Annotated in this window: 12 protein-coding genes and 1 pseudogene; 7 read left to right on the top strand and 6 right to left on the bottom strand. The window is 67.8% G+C overall.

Annotated elements, in window-relative coordinates:
- Positions 1 to 9: 9 nt before the first annotated feature.
- Entirely contained in the window at positions 10 to 1,254 is a 1,245-nt protein-coding gene (locus FNH09_RS02555) for an RNA-guided endonuclease TnpB family protein (protein WP_162468017.1), read from the bottom strand.
- 18 nt (positions 1,255 to 1,272) lie between these two features.
- Between FNH09_RS02555 and tnpA the strand changes: the two are divergent.
- Both tnpA and FNH09_RS02545 read left to right on the top strand, forming a co-directional pair.
- Positions 1,273 to 1,690: pseudogene (tnpA, locus tag FNH09_RS02550) on the top strand (IS200/IS605 family transposase); the annotation flags it as partial.
- A 114-nt stretch (positions 1,691 to 1,804) separates the two neighbouring features.
- Entirely contained in the window at positions 1,805 to 2,677 is an 873-nt protein-coding gene (locus FNH09_RS02545; protein WP_152884635.1) for a TauD/TfdA dioxygenase family protein, read from the top strand.
- A gap of 74 nt (positions 2,678 to 2,751) precedes the next feature.
- Here the strand turns inward: FNH09_RS02545 and FNH09_RS02540 are convergent, their stop codons facing one another.
- Positions 2,752 to 3,444 carry a SpcZ gene (locus FNH09_RS02540; RefSeq protein WP_152884633.1) on the bottom strand — a complete coding sequence of 231 codons (693 nt, stop codon included), beginning with the start codon at positions 3,442 to 3,444 and terminating at the stop codon, positions 2,752 to 2,754.
- A 345-nt stretch (positions 3,445 to 3,789) separates the two neighbouring features.
- Between FNH09_RS02540 and FNH09_RS02535 the strand changes: the two genes are divergently transcribed.
- Positions 3,790 to 4,101 (top strand): AfsR/SARP family transcriptional regulator, encoded by a 312-nt coding sequence (locus tag FNH09_RS02535; RefSeq protein ID WP_162468016.1) that lies wholly within the window; start codon positions 3,790 to 3,792, stop codon positions 4,099 to 4,101.
- A 454-nt stretch (positions 4,102 to 4,555) separates the two neighbouring features.
- A complete protein-coding gene (locus tag FNH09_RS02530) occupies positions 4,556 to 5,053 on the top strand; it encodes a sigma-70 family RNA polymerase sigma factor (protein ID WP_338017442.1) in 498 nt (165 codons plus the stop codon).
- Positions 5,054 to 5,120: 67 nt separating this feature from the next.
- Here FNH09_RS02530 and FNH09_RS02525 read toward each other — a convergent pair whose 3' ends face one another.
- Complete coding sequence (locus FNH09_RS02525) at positions 5,121 to 5,747, bottom strand: helix-turn-helix transcriptional regulator (RefSeq protein ID WP_152884627.1); 627 nt, start codon at positions 5,745 to 5,747, stop codon at positions 5,121 to 5,123.
- Between the two features lie 287 nt (positions 5,748 to 6,034).
- Positions 6,035 to 6,829, bottom strand: a complete 795-nt coding sequence (locus FNH09_RS02520) for an SDR family NAD(P)-dependent oxidoreductase (protein WP_152884625.1) — start codon at positions 6,827 to 6,829, stop codon at positions 6,035 to 6,037.
- A 927-nt stretch (positions 6,830 to 7,756) separates the two neighbouring features.
- On the opposite strand from FNH09_RS02520, the gene FNH09_RS02515 reads away from it, so the two are divergent.
- Both FNH09_RS02515 and FNH09_RS02510 read left to right on the top strand, forming a co-directional pair.
- Positions 7,757 to 8,836 (top strand): MBL fold metallo-hydrolase, encoded by a 1,080-nt coding sequence (locus FNH09_RS02515; protein WP_152884623.1) that lies wholly within the window; start codon positions 7,757 to 7,759, stop codon positions 8,834 to 8,836.
- A gap of 656 nt (positions 8,837 to 9,492) precedes the next feature.
- On the top strand, positions 9,493 to 11,094 hold the full coding sequence (locus FNH09_RS02510) for an ABC transporter substrate-binding protein (protein ID WP_152884621.1): 1,602 nt from the start codon (positions 9,493 to 9,495) through the stop codon (positions 11,092 to 11,094).
- A 110-nt stretch (positions 11,095 to 11,204) separates the two neighbouring features.
- Here the strand turns inward: FNH09_RS02510 and FNH09_RS02505 are convergent, their stop codons facing one another.
- Positions 11,205 to 13,640 (bottom strand): SpoIIE family protein phosphatase, encoded by a 2,436-nt coding sequence (locus FNH09_RS02505; RefSeq protein ID WP_152884619.1) that lies wholly within the window; start codon positions 13,638 to 13,640, stop codon positions 11,205 to 11,207.
- 522 nt (positions 13,641 to 14,162) lie between these two features.
- Between FNH09_RS02505 and FNH09_RS02500 the strand changes: the two genes are divergently transcribed.
- Positions 14,163 to 15,002 (top strand): MHYT domain-containing protein, encoded by an 840-nt coding sequence (locus FNH09_RS02500; RefSeq protein ID WP_152884617.1) that lies wholly within the window; start codon positions 14,163 to 14,165, stop codon positions 15,000 to 15,002.
- A gap of 291 nt (positions 15,003 to 15,293) precedes the next feature.
- On the opposite strand, the gene FNH09_RS02495 is transcribed toward FNH09_RS02500, so the two are convergent.
- Entirely contained in the window at positions 15,294 to 16,871 is a 1,578-nt protein-coding gene (locus tag FNH09_RS02495; protein WP_162468015.1) for an ABC transporter substrate-binding protein, read from the bottom strand.
- Between the last annotated feature and the right edge of the window lie 286 nt (positions 16,872 to 17,157).

Raw genomic sequence — 17,157 nt, 5'->3', positions numbered from 1 at the left:
CTCTCTGGCCTAAAGTCCAGGGATTCCGGCCTGGGTCGTCTGACCCTTCCGGGGGCTTCCTGCTTCAACGCGCTGTGCGGGCACGTGTGCCCGTCTTACCGGCGCTCCACAGGCGTTTGGCGTCTCCACCCGTCCGGTGGCGACGATGCGGCGTCCTTCGAAGAGGACGTTGCGTGCTGCGTTGTGGTCGCGGTCGTGCACGGTGCCGCAGGCGCTGCACGTCCATTTTCGGACGTGCAGGGGCTTGGGGCCGTCCCTGAATCCGCAGGCCGAGCAGACCTGGGAGGACGGGAAGGCGCGGTCCACCTTGGCGAAGGTGCGGCCGTGCCGGGCCGCCTTGTACTGCAGCATGCCGACGAACGCGGACCATCCCGCATCGTGCACGGACTTGGCGAGCCGGGTACGCGCGAGAGCGGACACCGTGAGGTCTTCCACGTACACCGCTTGCTTGTCGCGAATGATCTGTGTGGATGCCTTGTGGTGGAAGTCCCGACGCCGGTCGGCCACCTTGGCGTGCTGACGTGCGACCTTGATACGGGCCCTGGCCCGGTTCTTCGATCCCTTGGTCTTGCGGGACAGCTCGCGCTGAAGGCGCTTGAGTTTCTTCTCGGCCCGGCGCAGGAAGCGGGGGCTGTCGATTCTGCTGCCGTCGGACAGGATCGCGAAGGCGGACAGGCCGAGGTCGATACCGGCGTCGCTCTCCACGCCGGGGAGGATGTCCGGTTCGGTGTCCACGACGAAGCTGAGGAAGTACCGGCCGCAGCTGTCCTTGGTGACGGTCAGGGACGTGGGTGCGGCCGGAAGCTGGCGGGACCATTTGACCTTGAGGTTGCCGACCTTGGCCACGTACACCGTGCCGTCGTCCTGGAGGGAGAAGGCGTTGGTGTTCAGGCGGATCGACTGCCGGGTGTCCTTCTTCGACTTGTAGCGGGGAGGGCCGGCCTTGCGGCCCTGCCGCTTGCCCTTGAGGCTGTCGAAGAGGTTCTTGTAGGCGGCATCCAGGTCCCGCAGAGACTGCTGCAGGACGACCGCCGACACGTCGGCGAGCCAGGCGCGTTCGGCGGTGCGCTTGGCCAAGGTGATGCGCAGCCGGGACAGCTCGGCCGACTTCACATACGGCAGCCCCGCCGCGTGCGCTTCCTTGCGATCACGCAGGCAGTCGTTCCACACCACCCGCGCGCACCCGAACGCCTGGGCCAGCGCACGGCGCTGGGTGGCATCCGGGTAGGCCCGGTAGTTGTAGCGAAGCTGCACACCCAAGACCCTACGACGATGAATCTCATTGGTGGGCAGAACGATTACAGACGTGGCAGGCACGTTGTTGCGGCGATGCATGTGCACTTGGTACTTGGTCTTCGTGACGAAGTACCGGCGCGGGGTGTTCAACGACGAGATGCTGACACGCTGCGAAGAGATCATGCGCAAGGTCTGCGAGGACTTCGAGGCGGAGCTGAAGGAGTTCAACGGGGAACGCGATCACGTCCACCTCCTCGTGTACTACCCGCCCAAGGTCGCCGTCTCCAAGCTGGTCAACAGCCTCAAGGGCGTCTCCGCCCGCCGGATACGGCAGGAGTTCACCGGCCGGATCAACCGCGCCATCATGCACGGGCACCTGTGGTCGCCCTCGTATTTCTCCGCCTCGTGCGGGGGAGCACCGTTGGCGATCGTGCGCCAGTACATCGAGCAGCAAAACGTCCGCTCTAACGTGCACGTCAGAGCAGTCTTGAGATGCATTCATCCCTGGCGTGAACGCCGGGGCTTTCTGCAAGAGTCCCGATAATCCACTCCCTTCTGGAAGGACGTCATGGAGTCATACGAACGCGCAGCGCTGGAAGCGGTGACCACGCGTCCCGTGCACGACTACCGCACCCTCGCGGTCGAGCGGATCACCCCCGTCATGGGTGCGGAGGTCTCCGGTGTCGACCTGTCGCAGGAGATCCCGGACGAGCAGATGGAGGAGATACGCACCGCGTTCCGTGACCACCATGTCCTCGTCTTCCGCGACCAAACCATCACCGCCGCGGACCACAAGCGCTTCGCCTCGGCCTTCGGTGAGCTGCGGGCCGTCAACCCGCCACCGCCCGAGGGCGACCCGTACATCCTGGAGATCCGCACCCCCTCCGCCGCGGCCAACGTGGCGGGCAACGGCTGGCACGCCGACGGCACCGCCGACGCCGAACCCTCGCTCGGATCGATGCTGTACATCACCGAGGTGCCCGAGCCGGGCTGCGGCGGTGACACCCTCTTCGCCAACATGCACCTGGCCTACGAGATGCTCTCCCCGGCCATGCGCTCCCTACTGGACCCGCTGACCGCCGTCCACGACGGCGCGCAGGCCCTCGCGGGCTACACCCCGCCGGCCGACTACGTCATCCCCAAGAGCGAGCACCCGCTCGTCGCCCGGCACCCGGAGACCGACCGCAAGCTGCTGTACGTCAACAAGGCCTACACCAGCCGCATCCCACAGCTCTCCGAGCAGGAGAGCCGAGCCCTGCTCGACATGCTCTTCGACACCATCGCCCGCCGGCCGGTCCTGCACCTGCGCGTCCGCTGGACGCCGGGCACGCTCGTCTTCTGGGACAACCGCTGCGTCCAGCACCACGCGATCTACGACTACTACCCCTACTCCCGCTACGGCCAGCGCGTCGCCATCAACGGCGGCCCCGTCAAGGGCTGACAGGACGACGCGGATCAGGCGTCGTGCACGGCCCGTGGGGGGACCGCGCACGACACCTCATCCGTCGTCACCGTTCACGCGATGGCGCACCTCACCGCCTCGGCGAGACCGCCCCGCAGACGCGCCCGGGCCTCTTGCGCGACCGGCCCGTCCAAGTCGGCCGGTCCCGCGTAAGCGGCGATCCACGCCTGCACCAGAGCGAACGGCCAGGCATGCGCGTACTCCCACGCGTCCCGGGTGGCGAACGCCAGGGCATACGCGGCGGCGTTCGCGACGGCGTTCGCCCCGGCGTGCACTCGCTCGCTCACCTCTGTGTGCATCCGCGCGTAGGAGTTCCCGTAGTCCTCTGCGTCCTCCTCGGCCCATCCGCGCGAGAGCGCGAAGGAGGAGGCTGCCGCGGCTGCCCTGGCGCGGACCTGCTCGCCGGGGTAGGCCAGCCGGTACACCTCCCGCAACGCCGGTTCCAGCACCGCCGACCACGCGTTCTCGCCGAACACCTCGCCGGCCGCCGCGCGTGCGTGCACCGCCCGCAGCGCCTCGTGCGGAGCTGGATCCCCGCCGTGCCGGGCGACCGCCTCGCCGATCAGGTCCGCCACCGTCCCGGCATGCCAGAGATGGAGGGCGGCGAACGACGTCCCGGCGGCGGGGTGCACCGGTCCCTCGTCGCCGCTCGCCTCGTCGGTGAGCGCACCGGCGACCTGGACGGTCCAGTGGGGTACCGGCGGTGTCTCGGCGGTTTCCGGCGGGCTGCTCAATCGGGTCGTCATCACGGTCTCCGGGGCACATGGCCCCGGTCGGGGGCCAGAAGAATCGTCGGACGGCGCATTCTTCCGTCTCGGAGATCACGGAATCCACCCGCGGGCAGGTCCTGAAATTGAAGTGAGCACCACGCCCGCGGCATACCCGGGTGCCCACGTGAACTCCGCCGCGCACCTCGCGCACCGAGAGCGCCGGAGACGTGCCCGGCGTCCGACGGCCAATGGAATCGACTGGCTGTGCGTTTTCAGATTCTTGGGCCCCTCCGGGCATGGCGGGGTTCTGCCGGCGTGAAGCTCGGCCCTCCCAAACAGCAGGCTCTGCCGGCCCCGTTGCCGGCGCACGCCGGTCAACCGGTGCCGTTGCCCGTGATCGTGGACGCGCTGTGGCACGAGGATCCACCGGCGACGGCGGTGAACGTGATCCACCGCCACGTCGCTGCCCTGCGCCGGCTGCTCGAACCCGATCTGCGCTGCGGCATTGCTCACCGACAGATCCAGGAGTCGTCTCTGGAGGCGGACGCCCTCGTCCACATCGCCGACGCGCATCGTGCCGCGGGCCGGACGGACAGTTCGGCCCGGGCGTTGAGGCAGGCGGTGGTCATCCTGGAGGGCATCGGCCACCCGGATGCCGACGGAGACCGCGGCAGGCTTACGGGACACGGCTGAACCCTGCCGCGGCGCGGGACCGTGTATCACCCGAAGGCGTTGGCAGGGAACGCACGCCTGGTCACGGAATGCGCGGACGACGGGAAGAGGCGGACCGGGGTACCGGCCCGGCTCGCCCCCTCGTCTCCTCGGCATGCGCGCGGTCAGAATCTCGTCAGTTTTCCGGTGGTGGCGTCTGCCTACGATCACCGAACGCGTCGCTTCCGACAGGAACTTCGCCGTAGCAGGCACGAAATGCGTCGTGCCCGTCGGCAACGAGCCCAGAGCGCGGTTCGGTCGGCGCACCGCCTCTGCCCCGCTCTTCGGCGGTCCCGCACCCGCCCGGCCGTTGTCCGGCCGGCGTCGGCCGTGCGAGTGGCTCCGACGGGCGTGACCTGGCCTCTTTGGGATTGACATGATTTCCGCAGTTGGTCCGGCCGAGCCTTCGGGAGCACGTTGCGAGCACCTTCTGCAGGTGTTGGTGGACGACCACACCAAGCCGCTACTCGCCTACGTCGAGCGCATGCTGCGTGACCGTCACATGGCGGAGGACATCGTGCAGGAGACCCTGATACGCGCCTGGCGCCACTCGGAACGGCTGTGTACCCACGAAGGCTCGATACGGGGCTGGCTGCTTACCGTGGCCCGCAACCTGGCCATCGACCGGATCCGCAGCGCCTGCTTCCGTCATGAGTCCCCTGGCGCGGAGCATCAGGGCGTGCTCCAGAGCGACCATGCCGACACGGTGCTGGCCTCGGTCGACGCCGCGGCCCTGCTGCGGCAGCTCTCGCGGGAGCATCGGGAGGTCCTGGTCCACACCTATTTGAACGACAAAACCGTGCAGGAGACCGCGAGGATTCTCGGAGTCCCCGCGGGCACCGTCAAATCCCGGCAGCACTACGCACTGCGGCAGCTCCGTCGTCGGATTCACGCGGGAGCCGCCGCCGGACCGCCGGACCGTGCGGCGGCCTGACCGGGCCCGGACGCGCCCCGGGTTCGGCCGAGCACGGTTCGGCGCCGGGGGCCGATGGCCGGGCCCGTCAGAGGAGACCTTGGCGCAGCGCGTAGGCGACCGCGTGAACCCTGTTGCGCAGACCGTGCCGCGCGATCATCTCGTGGATGACGTATTTGACGGTTCGCTCCGAGTAGTGCAGAGCGGCGGCGATCTCCGTGGTACTCAAGCCCGCGGCCAGTTGCCGTAGTATCGCGAGTTCCCTGGCGGTGAAGGACGACGACTCGTCCTCGGTATCGGGGCCCTGGCCGTTCCACTGGCGGGTACGGATCTGTTCCAGCAGTGAACCGAGCATCGACTGCGGCAGCGACGCGGCGCCGCGGGCCACCGCGCACAGCATCTCGGTGATGTCCGCGAGGGTGGTCTTCTCGCGGGACATGAAGGCCACGAGTCCCAGCCTGATCACCCTGACGAGTTGTTGGGCGGTCGGTTTGTCGGCCACGAGGACGAGCCGAGGTGCCGCTGCGGGGTCCTCCGGGCAGTAGCGCTTCAGCGCCGTGAACGTCTTCTCCTCCAGCTCGGCCGTGATGACCAGCAGAACATCCGGACTTTCCTCGGCGCCCACCGGCAGCACGTGCACGCGGTCGTCAGCGGCGAGATGCGCTTCCACGCCCTGCGCGGTCAGCCTGTCTTCTGCCAGGACGGTCACCTGCATGGGGCGCGACGGTCCAGAGTCGCTCACCTGGCGTCCTACCTTTCGGGGTTCCGATGTTGCTCACATGGCGCGAGACCATGGATGTACTGCTCGGTCGAGGTGACTGCACCGGCCGACGATCCGTGCCCGGCCCACGATCCGTGACCGGCCGACGGTGTTCGGCTCGTTGTGCGCGGTCGCGCGCGGCCGGGTCCCCGTTCCCCCGTCACCGCTGTCCCGCCCATGACCGCTCGGCCATGGGGCCGTCACGGCGTCCGGGCGGGATGACACGGGTGTCAGGGGGACGGTCAGAGGGTCTTGATCTGTCCGCCGTCGATGACGATCTCGGCTCCGGTGATGTTGCCGGCCAGCGGGGAGGCCAGGAAGAGGGTGAGGTCGGCGACCTCGTGCGCCTCGGTGATCCGGCCGGAAGCGATGCCCATGCTCTGCGGCACGACCACGTCGAGCGCTTCCTGGGCGGTGGTGCCGGCGGCCGCGGCAGTGGCGTCGGCGAAGCCGCCCGGCGCGGTCCAGAAGGGGGTGCGGACCGGGCCCGGGGAGACGGCGTTGACCCGCACGCCCTGCGGGGCGAACTCCTCGGACAGCGCCTTGTTCAGGTTGGTCAGCGCCGCCTTGGCCGCCGAGTAGTCCACGACCATCGGGAAGGGCAGCCGGGCGTTGATGGAGCTGATGTTGACGATCGACGCTCCTTCGGCGGCGAGCAGGTGCGGCAGGGCCGCACGGCTGGCGCGGACGGCACTGAAGAAGGTCACGCCGAAGACCTTCTGCCAGTCCTCGTCGGTCACCTTGAGGAACGACTCGCGCGGCTCGGCCGCGCCGACGTTGTTGACCAGGATGTCGATCCGGCCGTGCCGCTCCACAGCGGCACGCACCAGGGCCTCGGCGCCCTCCGCGGTGGACAGGTCGACGGACACCACGCTCACGTCGTGCGCGGCGGCCAGGGCGTCCAGTTCGGGAGTGGAGGTGCGGCTGCCCGCCACGACCTTCGCGCCTTCACGGACCAGGCCCTCGACGACGGCCAGGCCGATGCCCTTGCTGGCTCCGGTGACGACGGCGACCTTGCCCTTGAGGTGCAGTTCCATGACGATCCCTTTCTGGATTGATCAATACATAATTACCGCGTACGCCCCCGCAGAAGGCGTCGACAGCCATGCGTCGACACCCTTCTCGGGCCGTACATGTTCCCGCCGGGAGACATCCGCCCGACCGCCATACCGCCCGATCGGACTCTCCGGCGCTCCCCGCAGGGCGATACTAGCAGAAATTGTTTAACGTTCAATCCACAACCGAAGTGGCCTCCGTCACCCCTTCGGGCAGGCACGACGGCATCGGGCGGATCGAGGCCGCGCCTGAAGTCCATGTCCAAGTCGCGCGTTGCGCGCGGCTGCGGTTGTCGGCGCCCTCGCAGGCTGCTCACCCCGAGCCTCGTCGGATCCCCCTTCGCCCCGTCCGCGCCCGCCCGGCACAACAGGCGCACATGATGTGAACCTTTTCCCCGGACTCCTACGTGCTTACAGTGCGGAGCTCTTCTGACACACGCGTGGATGAAGAGGGGCAGCGGACCACGCCTCACTCGGCCGCCCCGGCCCGCTTCCGGCGCGCACTGGCCCGTGGGGGGACAAGGCGCGGCAGGAAGAGAACCCGGCATCTTCGTCATGCCGGGTTCTCACCCCCCACCACACACACCGCCACGCGGGCCATGCGTGTTGGCCATGGCCCCGCGCGGCTCGCATCACAGTGTTCACCCCAGTCCGTGGCGGCTGTCGACGGGGCGTCCTGCTGGGGTGGAGCCCCGGTGCGAACGCTGTGCACACGGTGGTGTCCTGACGTCGTCGGCAATCACCGTGTGCGCGGCCAGGGGCGCGGAATCGTCGGCGGCCGTCTCGAGGAAGGGGTCCTCCGCCCTGGCTTCCACCCCGACTTCGCCGCACTGAGCGACGCCCCTTCAGTCCCTCAGTCCCATCCCTTCCGTTCCCCCTGTCATCGAACCGAAAGGCGACCAGATCTCCATGCCTGCCAATCTCCCGTCTCCGACCGGCCGCCGCGGATTCCTCAAAGGCGCCGCCGGCGCCCTCGCCGTCCCCGCCGCCGCCAGTCTCGTCGGCGCACTGGCCCAACCCGCCCGCGCCGACGACAACGGTCTGCCGGACTTCGCCCCGATCCCCGCCGCCTCGGTCGGGCCCACCCCGAACGCGGACGGCTACTACGTGGGCCGGATCGCCGGAAACCTCTACTGGGTCACCGACTCCTACTACCAGTCCATGTTCCTGACGACCACACGCGGCGTCGTCCTCGTCGACGCGCCGCCGACCATCGGGCACAACCTGCTCCGCGCGATCGACGACGTCACCCGGGCCAACGGCCGGCCCGGCAAGGTGACGCACCTGGTCTACTCGCACTCGCACGCCGACCACATCGGCGCGGCCGGTCTGTTCGGAACAGACGTCATACGGGTCTCGCACGCCGCGACGGCCGGCCTGCTGGCCCGTGCGGCGGACCCCAACCGTCCGCAGCCGACGGTCACGTTCCGCGACAAGTACCAGCTCAAGGTCGGCGGAGAGACCCTTCAGCTGGCATACCACGGGCCCAACCACTCCCCCGACAACATCTTCGTCTACGCGCCCGAGTACGCCACCTTGATGCTGGTCGACGTCCTGTATCCGGGCTGGGTGCCCTTCAAGAACCTCGCGGTCTCCCAGGACATCCCCGACTGGATCAAGGCTCAGAGCATCGCGATGGACTACCCGTGGCAGACCTTCGTCGGCGGCCACCTCGGGCGCCTCGGAGTCCGCGCGGACGGCACCCTGCAGATCCAGTACATGAACGATCTGGAGGCCAGCACCCGCTCCGCGATCGACTCCGTCGACCCGAGCCCGTACTTCGCCAAGTACGGCGCACAGGGCAACTCGTGGGCGATCTTCAGGACGTTCCTCGACGCGGTCGCGGAGACCGCGGCCGCCCCGGTGGCCGCGAAGTACGCCGGAGTCCTCGCCGCCGCCGACGTCTTCACCAAGGACAACGCCTGGACCCTGCTGGAGTCCCTGCGGATCGACGCGGGTGTTCTCGGGCCGTTCGGCGTCCGGCCCTGAATCACAGGGGTGTCACCCCGGTGCGAGAGCACCGGGGTTCCCGCTTCCGTGGGCACATGCCGGGTCGGCACTCCCTTGCGAGCAGGCTCCCACCACGACCGCCCCGCTTCCCGTTGCCGTGGTCTTCATCCACGGACTCCGGCTGCGCAGCAGGCCGAAGCCGGACTGCGAGCCGGTGACCGCGAGACCGTCGCCGCTCTTTCGAAACACACCTTGGGCCTCATTCGAAACACGCCCTGGCCGAGGTGGCCTGCCCGGTCTCCGTCGAAAGCCGTCACCAAAAAATCGGGACCGCAGATTCCGGTCCGCAGGTATGCCCTTTGATGCTTTCCATCTACCCGATCGAGCACCATTGAGCAGCTGTCCCGCTGTTGCGGCCGGCGGCGATTCTAAGATCCGACCGGCGAATCAGGCATGACTCTGGGCGCATTGACAGGCATTCAAAGCCCTCCCTAATGTTGAAGTATCAACAAAACATCGCCGGTGTCGTTCCCATGCCGGCTCACGCCGCATGCCCAGGGGTCAACTCGCACGACTGCGAGCCTTCCTGTGACTGCACATCAGCGTTTCGCAAAACAACAGTCGCAGCCCGGCACTCTGCCGCGCCGCCAGCACATGTGGGCGGCTGGAACGGAACGCCCCTTGGAGAACAGAGCATGAACCGCAAGACCTGGGTGCTGGCAGCAGTCGCCGGCCTGCTCACGCCGGTTGTCACCGCGTGCAGCGATTCCGACAGCGGGAATAGGGCCGGCACCATCGTCATCGGCACCACCGACAGGTTCACGGCCACCAAGGACGCCCCGGCTCCCCTCGACCCGGCCTACACCTACGACACCAACTCCTGGAACCTCCTGCGCCAGACGGTCCAGACACTGTTGGTCGAACCCAAGGGCGAGGGCGCCCCGGTGCCCGAGGCGGCCGAGCGCTGCGGCTTCGACGGAGGCGGCAACAACCGTTACGTCTGCACCCTGCGCGAGGGTCTGCAGTTCGCCGACGGCGACAAGATCACCGCCGACATCGTGAAGAGTTCCATCGAACGGGCCCTGCGCATCAAGGCCGACACCGACGTCTCCGCACTGCTGAACACGATCGGCACGATCGAGACCCGGGGCGACCGTGAGATCATCTTCCATCTGAAGACGGCAGACGCCACTTTCCCGTACAAGCTGACGACTCCGGTCGCGGGCATCGTCAACCCCAGGGATTACGACGGAGACAGGCTCCGTGACGGCTTCGCCGTCGACGGTTCGGGCCCGTACACCTTCAAGGCCGAGGTGAAGGACGACGCCATCACGACCGTCACCTTCACCAAGAATTCGCTCTACAGAGGCAGCCTGGAGGTGAACAACGACCAGGTCGTGGTGCATGTCTTCGACGACGCGAAGGCCATGGGCACCGCCATCAGCCGGGGCGATATCGATGTGATGGTACGCACCATGTCACCCGCCCAGATCAAGCAGCTCGAGGCGGGGAACGACAAGAGCGTCAATCTCGTCGAAATGCCCAGCCTGGAGATCCGCTACCTGGGTTTCAACACCGACGCGCCCACCGTCAGGGCCAAGGCCGTCCGGCAGGCCATGGCTCAGATCGTCGACCGCGGCGAGCTGGTCTCCAAGGTCTACGGTACTCAAGTCGAGCCCCTGTACTCACTAGTTCCGGCATCCCTCACCGGGCATTCCAACTCGTTCTTCAACAAGTACGGCACTCCCGACATCACAAGGGCGAAGAACCTCCTCGACGCGGCAGGCGTCGCCACTCCGGTGAAACTGACCATGCACTACACCACCGACCACTACGGAACGGCGACGAAGCAGGAGTTCGAGATCCTGCGCAAGCAGCTCGAGGCCAGCCACCTGTTCGACGTCACCATCCAGGGCACCCCCTGGGCGGACTTCAGCACCGCTGAACGCAAGGGCGACTATGACGTCTACGGCATGGGCTGGTTCCCCGACTTCCCCGACGCCGACAACTTCGTCGCACCCTTCCTCGACAAGGACAACTTCCTCAACTCGCCGTACTCGAACAAGACCATCCAGCAGTCACTGATTCCCGAGACGAGGCGCGACGCCGATCGTCTCAGGGCCGTGAAGACACTGACCCGGATCCAGGACACCGTCGCCGACGACGTCCCCGTACTGCCTCTGTGGCAGGGCAAGCAGTACGTGGCCGCACGCGACGACATCACCGGAGTCGCCTACGCCATCAACTCCTCCTCCGTGCTACAGCTGTGGGAACTCGGCCACGGCCTGAGCGACTGAGCACGCACTGCGTCGACGGCGGCGCAGTGCGACCCGACGACGGGTGGGCGGTACCGCAATACCGCGCACCCGTCGTTCGTCTGCTCCCGCCACCGCCCCGCCGCCCGAAGTCACGGCCATGGTGGGGGCAGCGCCTGCTCCACCCAGATCGACTTCCCCGAACCCGTGTACCGGTAGCCCCACCGCTGCGAGGCCTGGGCCACGAGAAACAGCCCGCGGCCTCCTTCGTCCATCGTCCTGGCGTGGCGCAGCCTCGGTGATGTACTGCTGCCGTCGAACACCTCGCAGGTGAGCACGCGGTGGTGGATCAGGCGGAGTCGGATCGGTGCCGCCCCGTAGCGGATGGCGTTGGTGACCAGCTCACTCACGATGAGTTCGGTGGTGAACTGCAGGTCTCCCAGATCCCACTCCTCGAGCTGGCGATCCGCCAGGGCCCGGGCCTCACTGACATATGCGGGGTCGACGGGGATCTCCCAGGTCGCCACGGCGGAGGACGGGAACGAGGCGGTGCGGGCGAGCAGGAGGGCGGCGTCGTCCCTCAGCGGGCGGGAGACAAGGGCCGCCACCGCGTCGTCGCACAGTTGTTCAAGAGGTGCGTCTGCGTCGCCCAGCAGGGAACGCAACTGTGCGACGCCCTCGTCCATGTCCCTGCTGCGGTCCTCCACCAGGCCGTCCGTGAAGAAGGCAAGCAGGCTGCCGTCGGGGCACGTCATCTCGACGGCTTCGAAGGGGACCGACCCCACGCCCAGCAGCGGGCCGACCGGGAGATCGGGCACAAAGGTCGTCCCGTCCGGCCGCGTGATCACCGGTGCGGGGTGGCCGGCACGCGCCATCGCGCATGTCCGGTCGACGGGGTCGTAGACGGCGTACATGCAAGAGGCACCCAGGGTCCCCATGAGGCTGGAACCCTCCTCGCCGCAGCGCGTTCCCGATGGCTGCTCCGCGCAGATACGTGTCACGAAGTCGTCGAGGTGGGCGAGCAGTTCGTCGGGCGGCAGGTCCATGGCCGCCAGGGTGTGGACGGCGGCGCGCAGTCGCCCCATGGCCGCTGCCGCATTGACGCCGTGCCCCACCACGTCGCCGACCACCAGCGCGATCCGGGCTCCGGAGAGAGGGATCGCGTCGACCCAGTCCCCGCCGACGCCCGCCTCCTGCGAGGCGGGAAAGTAGCGCCAGGCGATCTCGGCCGCCTCGTCCGCGCCGAGCCGCCCCGGGAGCAGGCTCCGCTGCAGCGACAGCGAGATCCTGCGCTCCTGCGCGAAGCGGTGCGCGGCGATCAGCGCGGAACTTCCGTGGACCGCGAACTCCTCCGCGAAGGCGAGGTCCTCCGGTGTGAAAGGCTCCTTGTCACGGGCGCGCAGGAAGGTGGCGAGGCCCAGCGAGAGAGCGCTCGCGCACAGCGGGACCATGATCGGCGGGTGGAACGCGTCTTCCTCGCCCGTCGGGGGGCGCCCGGGCGCGCTCTCGGTGGTCCGGGCTGCGGGCGCGGCGTGAGCCGGTGCCCCGAGGACGCCCTTCCCGTCCTCCAGGCATCGCACGGCCGGCGACTGCGGGCCGTACTCCACCGCGTCGCCCCTGCCTCGTAGGGAACTCGCGCACACCCCGCCGTCGGCCTGGTGGCCGGCATGGCGCAGGGAGACGGATCCCTGTGCGGAGGCACAGGGGATCTCACTGCCCTGGAGCACGGCGTCGGCGAGGTCGATGCTCACCAGGTCCGCGAAGTCCGGCACGCAGATCTCCGCGAGCTCCTGAGCGGCCCGGACGGGATCGAGCTCCTTTCCGCACGCACGGGCTCTGCTCAGCATCAGTTCGCGACGATGCCTGCGCCACCGTTCGGTGATGTCGATCACCAGGTAGCACAGGCCGGTGGGCTTGTCGTGCTCGTCCTCGAGCCGGAAGAAGGACGCCGAGTACATGTGCTCGCCGGTCGGGTCGGACAGGATGGGTCCCCTGTACTCGTAGTCGATCCGTGGTGTGCCCGTCTCGAGGACCCGGCGCATCGCGGCCTCACCCGCGGCCGCCTGCTGGGAGGGGAAGACCGCGCTGAGCGTGCGCCCCAGCCGGTCCGCTGCACCGGACGTCCGCACCAGAGCCTCGTTGACCCAGGTGTATCTCAGGTCCGTGTCCATGACGGCCATGCCGATGGGTGAGTGGGAGAGCAGGCCGTCCAGCAGAGACCGGTTCACCCCGGGCAGCGCGCCCTCGTCCGGGTCGAAGACCGTCATCAGCCAGTACGCACGGCCCGCGGCGCCGCCCATCGCGCCCATGCGGACCTCGAGCCGCAGGGTGTGTCCGGCCCGGTGGCGGACCTCTACGACCCCGCTCCAGTCTCCGTTCTCGGGGCGTGGCACTTCCCCGCCGGGCGTGAGCACCCTGTCGGCGGGGCGGTCCAGGATCTCGTCCGCTCGATAGCCCAGCAGTGCCTCGGCGGCCTCGGACCACCCGATGACGTTGCCCGCGCCGTCCAGGAGGGCCGTGGCCGGCGTGACCGCGGGCCCGGCCGGCTGCCGTGGCGAGGGATTTCTGTCATTCTGAACCGCGGTCATGGTATTCCCGGTCGAATGGGCGCGATATGCGTAGGTGCAATACGCACGAATTAGACTGATTTCCTCTCCGTGCCCAGTCTGCGTCACCGGATAAACGATCGCCACATCTGCGTGCGACACGTCGGCGCCCCGGGCACGGCTTCCGTGCCTCCCCGGGCACGACGGGTGAGCACGCCCCCTCGGGCCGAAAGACCGCGGGACGGACCCGTCGCCCGTCACGGCGGAGCCCGGCCGCCAATTCAGCCCGAGCGAAGTTCCCCAAGGGGCAGTCTTGTTGACCGCTTCGCTATTCTCCGGGCGCCCTCCGTCCCGTCACAATGTCCATGGCCTGGGCAGATTGCATAAGCTCTGGATCGAATATGCGGCTTGGCCGAAACAGACAACGACCACCCGGGCCTGCGGACCTCTCTCAGCCGTGGCGAGAGGGGATGGCTCACGCGTCACCGTTCTGGTGCGCTGTTCGTTCGGAGTGGGAGTCTGGCCTTGGGCCACCAAATTTTCTCTGCGCACGTGCTGATTCCCGTGCTCGCATTCACGACCATGTGCGTCGGCTCGTACCAGGGGTGGGCCTGCATGGTTCGCTTCCGGGCACTCCGGGCGCAGACAGGGCGCTCATGGCTCGCTCTCGCGGCCCTGGCGCTCGGTGTCGGCCTGTGGGGCACGAATGTGATCGCCCTGCTCGGTTTCGGCGTGTCCGACCTGCCGATCGGCCACGACGCGCTGCTGACCCAGCTCTCGGCGGTGGTCTGTGTCGGCGCGACGGCGCCCGGTCTTCTCCTGGCCGAGACACGGCGCACCCGGCCGGGGGCAGTCGCCGCCGGCGCCGTGATGACGGCCGGCTTCACCGGGGCGTTCGTTCTGGGCACGAGCGCCCTCGACGCGCCCGCGCGGTTCCATACGTCCGTCGGCATCGCTGTGGTCGGCATCGCTCTGACGGCGATGGCCATGGCGGCTGTCCTGTGGCTGACGACGACGGTCGTCGCGCACCGGGTGGCCGTCGCGGTCTCCGCGCTGTCAGCGGCACTGCTGTGCGCGGCTCAGTACGTGAACCTCGCCGCGTTGACCGCGTCATCCACACGCACGGGCACTCAGGCCGGCGCTGATCCGAACGACCCCACCCTCACCATCGCGGTGACGGCCGTCCTGGCGCTGGTGGCGCTGACGGTGGCCTTCAACCTGTACATCACTCCGGCCCAGGACGTGCGGAACGCCCCCGCGCCACTGGCCGCGCGTGAGATGCCGGAGTATCTGCTGATGGACGGCCAGGCCGGTGATGCGCCCGCCGTCGGCCTGCCCGTCCCCGTGACCACCGGTGACGACCTGGTCGTCGAGGCCGGTCCCGTGCTGCGCGTCGGTGGCTGACACCGCTGTGAGGAACGGCGGCGATGGATTGCCGTGCCCCGTCCGCCGGTCGGCAGCCGACCGGCGGACGAGCCGCGTCCAGTCCAGGGCACGAAGGACAGGGAAACCTTTCTTCATGAACGGACCGCTCCCCGTCGGCCGGATGGATCGAAGATCCGGCACCCGCTCACGCAGCGCCCATCCGCGTCGCGCAGGCCACCGCATGGGTGCGGTCGCGCAGATCGAGCCGTCGCGTGACCGGCGTGGTCTCGCCTTGCGCCGGCCGGACCGTCGTGGCGAACCACCGTGCTGTCACGGCTTGTAGAGCTCCCAGAAGCGGAAGACCGTCGAGGCGTCCAGGCAGTACGCATAGCCTTCGACGCCGGTGCGAACGACCGCGTACTGCTTCGCCTGCCAGATCGGGAGCATCGGCAACCGGTCCGCCACGATCTCCTGAATCGCGCCGAAGTCGGACGCCGTGCGTGAACGGTCGCTCATGAGCGCCGTGCGCGGCATGAGCTGCTGCGTGATGGTCGCGTTATTGAAATTGTTGCCTAGGACGTTTTCCGGACCAAAGAACGGTGCGGTGAAGTTGTCCGGGTCCGGATAGTCAGGAAGCCAGCCCTTGACATAGACCCCATATTGTCCGGCCGCGATGCCCTTCTCGTACTGCCCGTACGAGACGGACTTCATCTGGGCGTCGAACAGACCACTGGCATTCAACTGGTCGGCGATCGCCTTGACTTCATCGTCCGTCGCCGATCCATAACGGGTCGGGGTGGACCACAGGGTCAGCTTCACCTTGCCGGTGATGCCGTCCGCCCGCAGGGCCTCAGCCGCCTTCGAGCGCGAGGGATTCGCGCCGTAACGGTCGAAGAAGGCGGTGTTGTGACCCGTGATACCGGCCGGAACGATCGAGTACAGCGGGAGGGCCGTGCCCTTGTAGACGCGGTCGACCAGTGCGTTCCGGTCGATCAGATAGGCGATCGCCCGACGGACTCCGAGACGGCCCACGACCGGGTCGTCCATGTTGAAGACCAGGTCCTGGACCTCGGCGCTGTTGCCCTCGGCGACATTGATGTCGCCGCTCCCGCCCCGCTTCTCGAGGCTGGCGATGTCCTGAGCGCTCAGTCCGCGGTAGGCGATGTCGACGTCTCCGGCGGTGAGAGCCTCCTTGAGGGTATCCCGCTGACCGTGGAAGAACTCCAGAGTGACACCGGAATTCCTCACCTGCGCGTTGCCCTTGTAGGAGTCGTTGACCGAGAAGGTCGCCCGCTTCTTGTCGAACGAGTCCAGCGTGTACGGCCCGGATCCGATGACGGCGTGATCCTGCCTGATCGCGTTGGGCGGATACTCGTGCCGGTCGACGATGGATCCGGCGCCTGATGCGATCTTGCTGGGGAAGGTGGCGTCCGGCGTGTCGAGGTGGAAGACCACGGTCCTGTCGTCCGGCACTTCCACTCTGTCGAGCCCCTGGAACATGACCGCCGGCCCCGCCGGATCGTCGATCCTGCGCAGACGGTCGAACGAGAACTTCACGTCCTGGGCAGTGAGCGAATCACCGTTGCTGAAGTGGAGCCCGTCCTTGAGGGTGCATCGATAGACTTGGCTACGAGAATCAGAGAAGGAGCACTTCTCGGCCGCGTCGGGTTCGGGATCCGGCGCACCGCCTTTGGGGAAACTGAGCAATGACTGGAAGACGTTGTTGAAAAGCAGCCATGAACCGGGGTCATAACCGGATGCAGGGTCGGTCGCCATAACCTCGTCGGACATCCCGATCACTATGCCGGCACCGCCGTCCGAACCGATGCCGAACCCACAGCCGGTCAACAATGCGGACGTCAGCCCCATCAAGATGGGCAAAGTTGTCCACCTGCTGTGCTTGATCACTTGAAATGCCTTCTTCTGCTCTGGTTATTCATGCTCTTGCCGCGGAACGGGCGTGATGCCGGATGCATTGCTCAGCAGACCTGACACAGACGCCTACAGCATCGGGTTCTATCAGCCGTCGTCCATGAAATGGCCGTGGCCAGCCCGGCCAGGATCGTTTGGGCAGAAAGTGGTGACTCACAGGCAGTATCGAAGACCTCACGGCGAAGTCGCTGTGGCGCATGTGATAAAACAGCAATGCCCCTCGACAGGGGGTGCCTTTCACGTCTCATCGGCGCACCCGGGA

The sequence above is a fragment of the Streptomyces adustus genome, assembly GCF_009377175.1.
In the GTDB taxonomy this organism is placed as follows: domain Bacteria; phylum Actinomycetota; class Actinomycetes; order Streptomycetales; family Streptomycetaceae; genus Streptomyces; species Streptomyces adustus.
The sequence above is the reverse complement of the archived record's forward strand: the minus strand, read 5'-3'. Positions and strand labels throughout refer to the sequence as shown.

Coding starts and splice junctions, on each gene's coding strand:
- FNH09_RS02505 (WP_152884619.1), bottom strand. CDS start 13,640: ATGACCGCGGTTCAGAATGACAGAAATCCCTCGCCACGGCAGCCGGCC.
- FNH09_RS02540 (WP_152884633.1), bottom strand. CDS start 3,444: ATGACGACCCGATTGAGCAGCCCGCCGGAAACCGCCGAGACACCGCCG.
- FNH09_RS02520 (WP_152884625.1), bottom strand. CDS start 6,829: ATGGAACTGCACCTCAAGGGCAAGGTCGCCGTCGTCACCGGAGCCAGC.
- FNH09_RS02545 (WP_152884635.1), top strand. CDS start 1,805: ATGGAGTCATACGAACGCGCAGCGCTGGAAGCGGTGACCACGCGTCCC.
- FNH09_RS02525 (WP_152884627.1), bottom strand. CDS start 5,747: ATGCAGGTGACCGTCCTGGCAGAAGACAGGCTGACCGCGCAGGGCGTG.
- FNH09_RS02515 (WP_152884623.1), top strand. CDS start 7,757: ATGCCTGCCAATCTCCCGTCTCCGACCGGCCGCCGCGGATTCCTCAAA.
- FNH09_RS02510 (WP_152884621.1), top strand. CDS start 9,493: ATGAACCGCAAGACCTGGGTGCTGGCAGCAGTCGCCGGCCTGCTCACG.